Source organism: Streptococcus sp. CP1998, assembly GCF_041026655.1.
Taxonomy (GTDB): Bacteria; Bacillota; Bacilli; order Lactobacillales; family Streptococcaceae; genus Streptococcus; species Streptococcus dentalis.
In genome coordinates this window covers 1,900,095-1,913,850 of sequence record NZ_CP163380.1, presented here as the reverse complement: position 1 = coordinate 1,913,850, position 13,756 = coordinate 1,900,095, and the positions used below count along the sequence as shown (strand labels likewise).

Below are 13,756 nucleotides of genomic sequence, written 5' to 3'. Positions count from 1 at the left end.
CATAGCAGTGTTACAATAGTGTTACAAAATATTACAAATATTACAAATAGAGGTTCTGTTATGAAAAACAAAAAAATCATTTCCTTAGCAGCCCTGGCCCTGACAGCTACTCTTTTCCTAGGGGCTTGTGGCGGGAATAAAGAAGAAAAAACTTCAGAAGCGAGCAGTTCAAAGACCAGTCAAGTCAAACAAACCAGCTCCTCTTCTAAGAAAAAAGTAATTACTAGTAAGGATCCGATTGCCTCTTCGTCCTCTGATAGCAAATCAGAAGAAAACCATAGCGTTGGTAGCAAGACCAACCGGGATGCAGCTAGTCAAACTCCTGCTCCAGCAAAAGCAGAGACACCAGGAGCATCGGAAACAAAAGATGTAGCTGCTCCAGCAAAAACAGCTAAGGGAAAATTGCCAAGCCTAGAAGAAGGTCATACCTATGCTAAGCAACAATCCTCTGCTACGGAGAATGCCCAATACAAGGGGTCTATTCCGTGGCGAGGGGACTTCTCCGCGCAGAGGGAATTGGTCTGACAAACGCGACACAGGTGTGACTATTGGCAAAGGTGGTCAAGTGACTATCCAACTGCCTGGGGGTCAACCCGTAGCTTATGGCGTCAGCGGTTATAACTATACCTTGGATGACGGCCATTACCATGCTAATCTCTCGGCAGGAGATGGCTCTGCAGCGACTCTGGATATTGTAGTTGGAAAAGATGGCTCTGTATCCAGTGTGACGGTTCTTAAAGACGGTGTCAGCCACTCCCTCACTCGTGAATAATATTCGAAAGATTTGAAAGGGTCATCTTATCTTTTCAGATCTTTTTTTATTGGTTTAAAGAAAAATATATTTTTTTATAAAAAACTATTGACAGATATAAAATATAGTTTATAATAAAAACATAAAGAAAATCTATTTATAAAAAATTATAAAAAGGAGTTCGTATGAAAAAAGAAAGAATTGCCCTGGTTTTTGGAACCTTTGCTCCTCTTCATCAAGGGCATATTGACCTGATCCAACGGGCCAAGCGTCAGTGTGATCGTGTTCGTGTCATCGTATCTGGTTATGAAGGGGACCGAGGCGAAGAAGTGGGCTTGACCTTACAAAAACGTTTCCGGTATATTCGTGAGGCCTTCTCAAATGATGAATTGACTCAAGTCTATAAGCTAGATGAGACGGAACTTCCTCGTTATCCCTTGGGTTGGGAACCTTGGTTACAAACAGCCCTTGACACCATCCAGTATCAAACAGAGACAGAAGAGTTGATCTTTTATGTAGGGGAGAAAGCTTACAGGGAAGAGTTGGAAGCGAGAGGATTTGAAGTTCACTTAGAGGAGCGTCGCTTCGGGATTTCTGCTACCATGATCCGGGAAAATCCAAGCAAATACTGGAAATACATCGCTCAGCCCTTCCGACGCCAGTTCACGAAAAAAGTCTTGATCATGGGGAGTGCCAGCAACGGGAAAACAACCCTTGCAAAGGACTTGGCTCGCTTTTACGATGCGCCTGTTAGTCTTGAGTATGCCCGTGAATACCAGATCAAGAACAATGTTCGGGATGATGAGCTCACACCAAAAGATTACTATTACCTCCTCTTAGGACAGTATGATCAAACATCCAAGCTCATCGATAGTAGTGCCAATCGAGGCCTTGTCATCGCAGATACCAATTCCCTGGTGACCAAGGGATACTACGACTACTATATGGAAGTCGAAGGCCAGGATACCAGCATGACTGATACCTTTGACAACCTCTTTGTCAGTATTCTGTCCAAAGAAAAATGGGATTTGATCCTATTTGTACAGCCGATCGGTTCTTATGTCAATGATGGATTCCGAGACATGACCATGGCCGATGAAGAGATCCGCACCAGCTTTTCAAATTACCTAGACCAATTGCGCCAGCAGTACCTAGGAAACATTCCAACCACTTTCCTCGCATCAGACTACCTCGGCAACTACGAAGAAGCCAAGAACGTTATCGATGCCATTTACCAAGCCGACTAAGGAGCAGCTTATGAAAAATCTATCTGAAAAATTCACAACCTTTATCCAAGACTTTAGAAATGTTCACCGAGAAGCGAAAAAGCAAGGCTTTGTCAATATTATGAAACTCCTATGGAAGGACCTTTTTGTAGGGCGCACAGCCTTTCAATGGATTTATCTCCTGCTTCTTTCCAGCGTTCCCTTCCTCTTAGAATGGACCAATCGTACAGGACAGCATGATTGGCTAGGATTGTTTGCCTCTTGGACAGGCATTGTCTGTGTTATCCTGGTTGCCGAAGGACGTGCCAGTAACTACCTCTTTGGAGCAGTGAATTCCGCTATCTACCTCGTTTTAGCCCTCAATAAAAACTTCTACGGGGAAGTTCTGACAACTCTTTATTTCTTCATCATGCAACCGATCGGTCTCTATGTCTGGCTCTCTAATCGGATTAATGATCAAGGTAAGGCCGAAGAATCTCACTTTGAAGCCAAGAAATTGAACTTGATTGAGTGGATGCGCTACTTAGCCTTGTGTGCTGTGATTTGGATCGGTATGGGCTTCGCGTATCAGAGCATCCATAGCGCTCGCCCTTTCCGTGATAGTATTACCGATGCGACTAATGGGGTTGGCCAGCTCCTGATGACCCGCCTTTACCGGGAGCAATGGATCTTCTGGATTGCGACCAACGTCTTTAGTATCTATCTCTGGTGGGATCAGAGCCTTCACATTCAAGGGATGTACTGGGTTTACACGCTCAATAGTTTAGTGGGCTGGTACCAATGGACCAAAGCCCTCAAGAAGGAGGTGGCCTAAATGACCAATCTCTTGATTCCAGCAGGAATGACGGAGAAAGAGTATTTTGAGACGGTCGCAAGTGAAGCAGACTTTCTCAAGTGGTACAAGGAGCAAGACTTACCGACTTATGAGACTCCAAGTGTCACAGCGGACATGGTGGCTTACTGTTTTGTTGAAGACAAGCTCAAGCTCTTAGCCATTCGCCGCAAGGCCCACCCTTATCAACACCGCCTGGCCTTGGTGGGGGGCTTTGTGAACAAGAATGAAGATGCGACCCATGCTTGCATTCGAGAAGTGAAAGAAGAAGTCGGGCTCGATCTTCCAGTTAATAAGGTGGAGCAACTCTTGACGGTTTCTACCCCTGGGCGGGACCCCAGAGGCTGGGTCATTACCATCGCCCATCTGGTCTACCTGCCAGCAGAAGCAGTAGACTTAGCCCATGCGGGTGACGATGCCAAGGAAGTCATTTTTCTCGATGTCGATTTCAAAAAGTCCCAGTGTTTGCTCGGTGGAGAACCTTTAGTTGCTTCTGATTTTGCCTTTGACCACTACCAGATTATTCAAGAATCGATCAAGCGGATTCAGGGGCGTTTGGACTGGAATCCAACCTTCCTCTATCTGTTAGAAGAGCCTTTCACCGTTTATGAAGCAACCGAATTGGTCAATCTGATCAATCCGGGACGTCCCATCGTTAGCAATAACTTCCTCGTGAAATTCGGAGAATTCGTCGAAGAAGTGGGCGTCAAGCGGGTTCCTAAGAAAAAACCACGCAAGACCTATCGCTTAAAGCAGTAGATTGAGTAGGGGGTTATTCTACCAGTCCTCCTTTACTTATAGTAAATGGAGGGCTTTTTTGATTTTTCCTGCTCCACTTGTGTGCAAAGTGGTATAATAAAAATAATTGAAATCAAAAGGGATACGACTATGGAAGAAAAAATCATCTTACCACAAAATACACGACTGATGGGAGCTCTACTTGGTTTTATCGGTGGAGGTCTAGATGTCTTTTGCCATATGCACTACCGAAGTTTAGTCGCGACCCAAACTGGGAACCTACTGCTTCTCATCGCTGATTGGCACGATCCCCGTGTCGAAAATACCATCATGCGTTTTTCATCTATTTTATTCTTTTCCATCGGCTTTGTAGTTGCCCTCCATATCAAAGAATATCGCAAGACAGCCTTTTGGCGAACCAAGATGTTGATTCCTTTGTTTGTGGTGACACTTCTGATTCCCTTGGTGTCTGTCATACCACCTGTAGAAGTTCCCTTTATAGCTTTTGGAACGGGAATGATGATGTTGACCTTTACAGGGAGCTTGATCGAAAATCACCCTTATGTGATCTTTATGACTTCCGGAAATTATCGCAAGATGCTGACGGCTTTGTACCGAATCATTCGCGGGGAAGGGGATTTGGTCGAGTATCGGCGTCAGGCCATGAATTACGGGATTGTCGTTGGAAGTTTTGTCGCGGGAGCGATTAGCGTGGCCATCCTCATGCATTTCATCCACCAATGGTCCATCTGGCTGATCACAGCCAACCTCTTTTTGATCATGACTTACTACACCGCTAGAGTCAAACAACTCGGACTGCAAACAGAGAATTTATAAAAATAGAGAGTGGGACAGAAATCGGTCATTCGTTAGAATTCGATTTCGTCGTCCCACCTCCGCACAGTTGAGTAGGGCTGTAAAAGCTGATGAAATCAGTGTAGTAGAGCCCACTCAACCACTGCGTCTTGCAGTTATAACTATCATATATAAGAGGCTGGACACTTTATGTCCAGCCTCTTGTTGTATGTCTATGCGTTTAATTGTAAGAGTTCTTCAATCTCTGCCAGGGTGCTGGCTTGGGAGATGGCTCCACGGAGTTTGGCTGCACCTGAGGTACCACGGAGGTAGTGAGGGGCAAGGCCACGGAATTCACGAACGGCAATGTGCTCACCTTTGAGATCGATCAAGCGTTTCAAGTGTTCGTAAGCAATCTTCATCTTGTCTTCGAAGGTCAAATCAGGCAGGATTTCTCCTGTTTCAAAGTAGTGATTGATTTGGTTGAAGAGATAAGGATTGCCCATAGCAGCGCGACCAATCATGACAGCATCGGCACCGACTTCTTCGATCCGTTGTTTGGCGTCTTGAACTGTACGGATATCTCCGTTTGCGATAAATGGAATCTTAGTTAGGGCCTGTGCAACCTTGTGAAGGGTCTCAAGATCCGCATGCCCCGTATACATTTGCTCCCGAGTTCGTCCATGCATGGCGAGGGCAGAGACACCTGCGGCTTCAGCAGCGAGAGCATTCTCCACTGCTAGAGAAGGGTCCGACCAACCTGTCCGCATTTTGACAGTCAGAGGGATATCAAGGACAGACTGAACCTTGTTGATGATGGAGTAAATCTTATCTGGATCCTTGAGCCACATAGCACCGGCCTCGTTTTTTACGATTTTATTTACCGGGCAGCCCATGTTGATATCGACGATATCGGTCTTGGTATTTTCTTGGATAAATTCAGCTGCGCGTGCGAGGCTGTCTTCGTCGCTTCCAAAGAGTTGGATCGATACAGGATTTTCGCCTTCATCGATATGGAGCATATGCAGTGTCTTTTCATTGTTGTACTGGATTCCCTTGTCAGAGACCATTTCCATCACAACGAGCCCTGCTCCCAGTTCTTTTGCAATGGTCCGGAAAGCCGAGTTGGTTACTCCAGCCATTGGGGCTAGGACAGTACGGTTAGGGATTTCGACATCCCCGATCATAAATGGCGTATTAAGATTTGTCACGAATGAGTTCCTCCAAGTCATTTTCGTCAAAGTGGTAGTGGGTTTGGCAAAATTGGCAGGTAATCTCTGCACCGTGATCTTCATCTTTCATCTCTTTTAGATCACTAGCTGGCAGACTTGCTAAAGCGTTCAAGAAACGCTCACGGCTACAGTCGCACTGGAAGCGAAGTTCTTCTTCAGAGAGACGTTTGAAAGGTTCATCCCCATAGATAGCGGCAAGAAGAGCTTCAATATGGTCTTCAGATTCCAAAAGTGTGGAGATGGCAGGCATTTCTTGGATACGTTTTTCAAAGCGCGCAATTTCTTCTTCCTTAGCATTGGGCAAGACCTGGAGCAAGAAGCCACCAGCCACTTTAACCTTATCTTCGTCATCCAAAAGAACATTGAGTCCAACTGCAGATGGTGTTTGTTGGCTTTCCGTCAGATAAAAGGCCAGGTCTTCTCCGATTTCACCGGTTACAAGAGGGGTCATGGAGTTATAAGGATTTCCCGTACCATAATCTGTGATAACCAAGAATTCTCCGTTTCCGACAAATGGTCCCACCAGAACTTCACCAGTCGCAGTCTTTTTAATATCCACTCCAGGATTTTGCACGTAGCCTTTAACATTTCCCTTGGTATCTGCCACAGTGATGATGGCTCCGAGTGAGCTAGTTCCAAGGACTTTGACCGTAATTTTAGTATCTCCTTTCTCGTTTGCCGCCAAGATTTGGCTGGCAATGAGGGTACGGCCAAGTGCGACCGTGGAGCTAGCTTGTGTATGATGTTTTTCTTGGGCTGTTCGTACAGTTTCTGTACTGTCTAGTACATAGGCACGAAAAGCACCACTTTCTGAGATAGTTTTAATAATTTTGTCCATACCTACTATTTTAGCACAAATCAAGCAAAGTGGGGACAAGGAGAATTCTGAAAATCAGTCGTTTCAGAAGAAGGACGAGAAGAAAAGAAAATTCCGAACGTTATTTCTAGAAAGAAGCAATTTCCAAGTAAAAGACGAGTTTCATAGAGAAGTTGGTTTAAAAAGAAAGGAGAAAAATAAACGATAGCCGAGTGGATCTTGAAAAAACATTAAAAATTGCTTATAATAGAGTGTAAGACAAACTTGCAGGTGAGACTCCTGCCCTTAGTTTGAAGAAAGGCATAGATAGCATACTATCTATGGTATATGAAAAAGAATTATGACATCAGTTGTTGTAGTAGGAACCCAATGGGGTGATGAAGGAAAAGGGAAGATTACAGACTTCCTATCAGCCAATGCAGAAGTCATTGCTCGCTACCAAGGTGGGGACAATGCCGGGCACACCATCGTAATCGACGGCAAAAAGTTCAAGTTGCACTTGATTCCTTCTGGTATCTTCTTCCCTGAAAAGATCTCTGTCATCGGAAACGGCGTGGTGATCAACCCTAAATCGTTGGTTAAAGAGTTAGCTTATCTCCATGACGAAGGAGTATCAACGGACAGCCTTCGAATCTCTGACCGTGCCCATGTCATCCTCCCTTACCATATTGAATTGGACCGTCTCCAAGAAGAATCTAAAGGAGACAACAAAATTGGGACTACGATTAAAGGGATTGGCCCAGCCTACATGGACAAAGCAGCTCGTGTGGGAATCCGGATTGCGGATCTCTTGGATCGCGAAGTCTTCGCAGAACGTCTTCGCATCAACTTGGAAGAAAAGAACCGTCAATTTACCAAACTCTATGATGCAGAGGCTCTGTCATTTGACGATATCTTTGAAGAATACTATGAATATGGTCAACAAATCAAACAATATGTAACCGATACTTCTGTTATCTTGAACGATGCTTTGGATAACGGCAAGCGCGTGCTCTTTGAAGGAGCCCAAGGGGTTATGTTGGATATCGACCAAGGAACCTATCCATTTGTAACCTCTTCAAACCCAGTCGCAGGTGGGGTGACCATCGGATCAGGTGTCGGCCCAAGCAAGATCGACAAGGTTGTCGGTGTATGTAAAGCCTACACTAGCCGTGTTGGTGATGGCCCATTCCCTACGGAACTCTTCGATGAAGTGGGTGATCGGATCCGTGAAGTCGGCCATGAGTATGGGACAACAACCGGTCGTCCTCGTCGTGTTGGTTGGTTTGACTCAGTTGTCATGCGCCATAGCCGTCGCGTGTCAGGAATTACCAACCTTAGCTTGAACTCGATCGACGTTCTGTCCGGCTTGGATACAGTGAAAATCTGTGTAGCCTACGACTTGGATGGGGAACGCATCGACCACTACCCAGCAAGCTTGGAGCAACTCAAACGTTGCAAACCAATCTATGAAGAATTACCAGGCTGGTCAGAAGACATCACAGGTGTCCGCCACTTGGATGAGCTTCCAGAAAATGCCCGCAACTATGTCCGCCGTGTCGGTGAATTAGTTGGTGTGCGCATTTCAACCTTCTCAGTCGGACCAGATCGTGACCAAACCAATATCCTTGAAAGTGTGTGGTCTAGTTTATAAGCAAATGAAGATAAGAGAGTGGGACAGAAATCGGTCATTCGTTAGAATTCGATTTCATCGTCCCACCTCCGCACAGTTGAGTAGGGCTGTAAAAGCTGATGAAATCAGCGTAGTAGAGCCCACTCAACCACTGCGTCTTGCTCGACAATCCAAAGACAATTGAGAGGCTAGGACTTTTGTCCCAGCCTCTTTTTGAAAGCAGAAAGAGGAAAAAATGTATCAAACGATTTTATTTGACCTAGACGGCACCTTGACCAATTCAGAACTAGGGATTACCAACTCGGTGGCCTATGCCTTAGGAAAATATGGGATTCAAGTGCCAGACAAGAAAGCATTGAGAGTTTTCATCGGTCCGCCCTTGCAGGAGTCTTTTGAGCGCTTTTATGGATTTTCTAAGGAAGAATGTTTAAAGGCCATTGACTACTATCATGAGTATTTTTCCGAAAAAGGCCTTTATGAAAATGAGGTCTATCTAGGCGTTCCTGACTTGCTGGCTTCTCTCAAGCAGGCTGGCAAACAGTTGATTGTAGCTACGTCAAAGCCTGAAGAATTTTCCATTCAAATTCTCAAACACTTTGGTTTGTATGATTATTTTGACTTTGTCGCTGGTGCGACCATGGATAGAAAACGTAGTAAAAAAAGCGATGTTATCCAGTATGCCTTGGAGCAAAATGGGATTACAGATTTGGCGCATACCATCATGATTGGAGACAGGGAGCACGATGTGCTTGGCGCTCAAGCGCAAAAGCTTGATTCTATCGGTGTCCTTTATGGCTTTGGAAGCAGGGAAGAATTGGAAGAAGCCGGCGCCACCTATATTGCTCAAGAAGTTGGCGAAATTGCAGCTTTTATAGGATAACCTTTTCCAAAATATTAAAAGTTGGAACTTTTCTAATCTGCTGAATATTGCTTGATTTAATATTTCTATCGGTGTATATTTACTGTAGGTTAAGTCACACATTTAAATAAATTAGAGAAGAGGGTTGTGCTAGCCCTCTATTTTGATGGATGATAATTATGAGAAATATTTATAAGTACATTGATAAGAAGTATCTTTTTCCTATTTTTTTAGGGCGTATTGTGAATAGTGGTTTGGTGTTGGCGCAACCTCTGATTTTAACGAAGGCCTTGAAGTTAGATCAAGACGGCCTTTCTTATGGAAAAATTCTCAATTTTGTTTTATTTGGTTTGTCTGTCTATCTTGTTATTTATAGTCTGATGCTGTTTTCAAACTATTCGCACAATATATTCCGAAGAGAAATCAACAAAAGTGTCCGTGCCCTTTTATTTAAGAAAGTCATATTGAATCCTAAATTTTCCAATGATGAAAAAGTTAGTCTGCTAACTCAAGATATGGAATATGTGGGCGATAATTATTTGGAAAATATAAATGTTATGGTGAGTTGGGGATTTGTCGCCCTTGTTACAGCCATTTATATTGTTTCACAAAATTTTCTCTTAGGACTTATTTTTGTCATTTTTACGATTATGAGACCTATTCCTCAGTTCATCATGAATCGTCGTTTACAAGATTCGGGAGACAGCTGGTCCAAGCTTAGAACGAAATTACATGGGCTTGTCTCGGATAGTATGCAAGGCAGCCAAACCTTACGGATTAATCAGGCCATGAGGCTGAATGAAGAGCGCGTGAATGATTTAAACGGAGAATATCAAAAAGCCATCCAAAGATTTTGTTTCACACATAATATTATTTTTTTCTTTAATGGATTTATGGTCTTTTTTAGTCAGGTTGTTCCTCTTGCTTTAGGCTTTTATTTGAGTTTACAGGGAAATTCTATTTCTATTACAAGCCTCATCTCTATGTATGTTGCTGCGGGGATGCTGGTAGAACCGATCCAAACTCTGATGTACAGTGCAGCCAATCTCCAAGGTGCCTTGCCGACTGCGAACCGCCTGTTTAAGATTATCGAGGAAGAACCTGATTTCGAAGAGACAAAGGATCAATTTGTTGAAAATCTCGAATCGTTGCGCTTAAATCATATTTCAAAAAGTTTTGCTGAACGTCAGCTTTTTTCTGATTTGACGGCGACGATTTCAGTAGGTCAGAAGGTCTTAATCAAAGGACCGAGCGGGTCTGGAAAGACGACTCTTTTTCGCTTGATTTTAGGAGAAGAAGTATGTGATGAGGGTGACATTTTCGTTCAGTATGATGGAAATCAAATAACGAGTCATTTCCAAGGGAATATCGGTTTAATTAGCCAGCATCCCTTCCTGTTTAACGATACTATCCGCTATAATCTAACTTTTGGTCAGCCTTTTCAGGACCATGAATTATTGGAGGTATTGGACCAAGTTGGCTTAATAGATGAATTTCAGGATATTTTGAATGTAGAAATTCATAATAATGGTGAAAACATTTCAGGAGGTCAGCGTGTCAGATTAGAGTTGGCTCGTTTTCTCTTACGCGAGAAGGATATTTTATTAGCGGACGAAGTGACATCAGCTTTGGACGAAAAAAATAGTCGTCTGGTTAGAGACCTAATCTTTTCTTTGCCGATCACGGTACTAGAAATAGCCCATCATATTGATGAAGAAGAGCGCTATGACCAAATCCTTGAGTTACGTAAAGGATGAGCGATGCCACAATAGTTGGTTCTGCGACAAAGCGGATAGTAGTAAGCCAGCAATTTGTCAGATATTTTTGAGATTCTAAGTGGTGATATTTCCAAAATCATCAATACTCAGAGAACTTAAGCTTTATTTAAGATAGGCCAGCTATACTAGAAGCATAAACAAAGACCTCCTAACTTTGTTTAAACCTCCTAAACTTTTTCATAATAATCTCCCATAAGAGTCGCCCAATCGGCGGCTTTTTTTGTGAGTCGTAAGCTGCCTATGGTATAATGAACAAAGAAACTAAAAGGAAGAAGGAAGAGATGGACTACACGATAGAGGAAAAAGCGATGTTTATGAGGGAAGCCCTGAAGGAGGCGGAGATTGCCCTCGCCAATGATGAAATACCGATTGGCTGTGTCTTGGTCAAGGATGGTCAGATTATCGGGCGTGGACATAATGCGCGTGAGGAGCTGCAGCGGGCGGTCATGCATGCGGAAATCATGGCGATCGAGGAGGCCAATCAGCGTGAAAATAGCTGGCGCCTGCTGGATACGACGCTTTTTGTCACGATTGAGCCCTGTGTCATGTGTAGTGGTGCCATTGGTCTAGCTCGGATTCCCCAGGTGATTTACGGGGCGACCAATCAGAAGTTCGGTGGAGCAGGTAGTCTCTACGACATTTTGGCAGATGAACGCCTCAATCACCGAGTCGAAGTAGAAACAGGAATCTTGGAAGCAGAATGTGCAGCCATCATGCAGACCTTCTTCCGCCAAGGTCGAGAACGAAAAAAACAAGCCAAACTCGCAGCCAAGGCCGAAACACAAGAATAAAAACCGGACCTTTGCAAATCGAACAAATTATGATATAATACCTATCGGAGCAACAGTTCTGCGTGAAGCGGGTCAGGGGAGGAATCCAGCAGCCCTAAGCGAAGTGAACTGTGTGCTCTTTTTTCTATAGCTCTTAGTGAGGTAAGCCTGTAAGGCGAAACCGAGCTTAGAGATATTGATCCTGAGGAGCGAAGCGACGTGAGGGCTATAGCGTAAAATGAAATTAGCCAGTAAGGCGCAACCGAACTTAGAGATATTGATCCTGAGGAGCGAAGCGACGTGAGGGCTATAGCGTAAAATGAAATTAGCCTGTAAGGCGAAACCGAGCTTAGAGATATTGATCCTGAGGAGCGAAGCGACGTGAGGGCTATAGCGTAAAATGAAATTAGCCAGTAAGGCGCAACCGAACTTAGAGATATTGATCCTGAGGAGCAAAGCGACGTGAGGACTATAGCGTAACATGAAATTAGCCTGGAAGTCGCAGATGAGTTTAGAGATATTGATCCTGAGGAGCAAAGCGACGTGAGGGCTATAGCGTAACATGAAATTAGCCTGTAAGGCGCAACCGAACTTAGAGATATTGATCCTGAGGAGCGAAGCGACGTGAGGGCTATAGCGTAACATGAAATTAGCCTATAAGGCGCAACCGAGCTTAGAGATATTGATCCTGAGGAGCGAAGCGACGTGAGGGCTATCACTCACCAGAGTCATGTAGAAATTACGTTTATATTCAAAGAATAAAAGAGAAAAAATAGAGTTTCGTGAGAAGCTTCTTTTTGAATTTTCCAGCCAAAAATAGTGCAAATATGCAAACGATTGCTATTGCGTCGTTGCTTGATTTGTGAAAATAAAAAAATTAGCAAATGAAAACGTTTTATAGGATGGTTTCCCTTGATTAAATCCCTGTAAAGCGATATCATAGAGGAGAAGAAATATTGGAGGAATAACATGTCTCATATTAAATTTGACTACTCAAAAGTTTTGGGTAAATTTGTTGCCCCACATGAAGTGGAATATATGCAACCACAAGTGACTGCAGCTGATGAATTGATCCGTAAAGGAACAGGTGCTGGTAGTGACTTCCTAGGTTGGTTGGACCTTCCTGAAAATTATGACCGTGAAGAATTTGACCGCATCTTGAAAGCTGCTGAACAAATCAAATCAGACAGCGATGTTTTGGTCGTTATCGGTATCGGTGGATCATACCTTGGAGCGAAAGCTGCTATTGACTTCTTGAACCACCACTTTGCAAACTTGCAAACAAAAGAAGAACGCAAAGCTCCACAAATCCTTTATGCTGGAAATTCAATCTCATCTACTTACCTTGCTGACTTGGTAGAGTATGTTTCAGACAAAGACTTCTCAGTCAACGTGATTTCTAAATCTGGTACAACAACTGAACCAGCCATCGCTTTCCGTGTCTTCAAAGAACTCTTGGTGAAGAAATATGGTCAAGAAGAAGCCAACAAACGGATCTATGCGACAACTGACCGTGCCAAAGGTGCTGTAAAAGTGGAAGCAGATGCCAATGGTTGGGAAACATTTGTAGTTCCAGATGATATCGGTGGACGCTTCTCAGTCTTGACACCAGTTGGATTGCTTCCAATTGCTGCATCAGGTGCTGATATCAAAGCCCTTATGGAAGGTGCGAATGCAGCCCGTAAAGAATACACTTCAGACAAACTTTCTGAAAATGAAGCTTACCAATATGCAGCTGTTCGTAACATCCTTTACCGTAAAGGTTATGCAACTGAAATCTTGGTCAACTACGAACCATCTCTTCAATACTTCTCAGAATGGTGGAAACAATTGGCTGGTGAGTCAGAAGGGAAAGACCAAAAAGGTATTTACCCAACTTCAGCTAACTTCTCAACTGACTTGCACTCATTGGGTCAATTTATCCAAGAAGGAACTCGTATCATGTTTGAAACAGTTGTCCGCGTTGACAAACCACGTAAGAACGTGATCATCCCTACCTTGGAAGAAGACCTTGACGGACTTGGTTACCTTCAAGGAAAAGACGTTGACTTCGTAAACAAAAAAGCAACTGACGGAGTTCTCCTTGCCCATACTGACGGTGACGTGCCAAACATGTACGTGATTCTTCCTGAGCAAGATGCCTTCACTCTTGGTTATGCCATCTACTTCTTCGAATTGGCCATCGCCCTTTCAGGTTACTTGAACGCGATCAACCCATTTGACCAACCAGGTGTTGAAGCCTACAAGAAAAATATGTTTGCTCTTCTTGGTAAACCAGGATTTGAAGAACTTGGAGCAGAACTCAACGCTCGTCTTTAATCAATAGACAAAACGATCTCGCAAGAG

The 13,756-nt window shown here is 43.8% G+C and carries 11 protein-coding genes, 1 other RNA gene and 1 pseudogene; 11 read left to right on the top strand and 2 right to left on the bottom strand.

All coding sequences use genetic code 11. The annotated features are described in order from the left end of the window. The first annotated feature begins 60 nt into the window (after nt 1–60). From AB4X21_RS09460 to AB4X21_RS09440, 5 genes and pseudogenes are all read left to right on the top strand, one after another. Nucleotides 61–772: pseudogene (locus AB4X21_RS09460) on the top strand (hypothetical protein). Nucleotides 773–936: 164 nt separating this feature from the next. After that, nucleotides 937–1,998: an AAA family ATPase gene (locus AB4X21_RS09455; RefSeq protein WP_369087913.1), complete on the top strand. Its 1,062-nt coding sequence runs from the start codon at nt 937–939 to the stop codon at nt 1,996–1,998. Between the two features lie 10 nt (nt 1,999–2,008). Beyond that, entirely contained in the window at nt 2,009–2,791 is a 783-nt protein-coding gene (gene pnuC / locus AB4X21_RS09450) for a nicotinamide riboside transporter PnuC (protein WP_369087912.1), read from the top strand. Further along, nucleotides 2,792–3,568: an NUDIX domain-containing protein gene (locus AB4X21_RS09445; RefSeq protein WP_369087911.1), complete on the top strand. Its 777-nt coding sequence runs from the start codon at nt 2,792–2,794 to the stop codon at nt 3,566–3,568. A gap of 129 nt (nt 3,569–3,697) precedes the next feature. Further along, the gene (locus AB4X21_RS09440) at nt 3,698–4,384 is read left to right on the top strand and encodes a YoaK family protein (RefSeq protein ID WP_369087910.1); all 687 of its coding nucleotides are present in this window, start codon (nt 3,698–3,700) and stop codon (nt 4,382–4,384) included. A 191-nt stretch (nt 4,385–4,575) separates the two neighbouring features. Here AB4X21_RS09440 and dusB read toward each other — a convergent pair whose 3' ends face one another. Both dusB and hslO read right to left on the bottom strand, forming a co-directional pair. After that, on the bottom strand, nt 4,576–5,553 hold the full coding sequence (dusB, locus tag AB4X21_RS09435; protein WP_049515988.1) for a tRNA dihydrouridine synthase DusB: 978 nt from the start codon (nt 5,551–5,553) through the stop codon (nt 4,576–4,578). After that, entirely contained in the window at nt 5,540–6,412 is an 873-nt protein-coding gene (hslO, locus tag AB4X21_RS09430; protein WP_014714025.1) for an Hsp33 family molecular chaperone HslO, read from the bottom strand. Before hslO ends, dusB begins: the two co-directional genes overlap by 14 nt. A gap of 319 nt (nt 6,413–6,731) precedes the next feature. Here hslO and AB4X21_RS09425 point away from each other — a divergent pair, with 319 nt between their 5' ends. The 6 genes from AB4X21_RS09425 (at nt 6,732) to AB4X21_RS09400 (ending at nt 13,729) form a co-directional block, all read left to right on the top strand. Further along, the gene (locus AB4X21_RS09425) at nt 6,732–8,024 is read left to right on the top strand and encodes an adenylosuccinate synthase (RefSeq protein WP_369087909.1); all 1,293 of its coding nucleotides are present in this window, start codon (nt 6,732–6,734) and stop codon (nt 8,022–8,024) included. A 214-nt stretch (nt 8,025–8,238) separates the two neighbouring features. Beyond that, nucleotides 8,239–8,883, top strand: coding sequence for an HAD family hydrolase (locus tag AB4X21_RS09420; protein WP_003002091.1), 645 nt, complete (start codon nt 8,239–8,241; stop codon nt 8,881–8,883). A 158-nt stretch (nt 8,884–9,041) separates the two neighbouring features. Continuing rightward, nucleotides 9,042–10,619, top strand: a complete 1,578-nt coding sequence (locus tag AB4X21_RS09415) for an ATP-binding cassette domain-containing protein (RefSeq protein ID WP_369087908.1) — start codon at nt 9,042–9,044, stop codon at nt 10,617–10,619. Between the two features lie 302 nt (nt 10,620–10,921). Next, nucleotides 10,922–11,431 (top strand): tRNA adenosine(34) deaminase TadA, encoded by a 510-nt coding sequence (tadA, locus tag AB4X21_RS09410; protein ID WP_003016809.1) that lies wholly within the window; start codon nt 10,922–10,924, stop codon nt 11,429–11,431. A 39-nt stretch (nt 11,432–11,470) separates the two neighbouring features. Then, an RNA gene (ffs, locus tag AB4X21_RS09405) (signal recognition particle sRNA small type) lies at nt 11,471–11,566 on the top strand. Nucleotides 11,567–12,379: 813 nt separating this feature from the next. Beyond that, nucleotides 12,380–13,729 (top strand): glucose-6-phosphate isomerase, encoded by a 1,350-nt coding sequence (locus AB4X21_RS09400; protein ID WP_369087907.1) that lies wholly within the window; start codon nt 12,380–12,382, stop codon nt 13,727–13,729. The last annotated feature ends 27 nt before the right edge of the window (nt 13,730–13,756 follow it).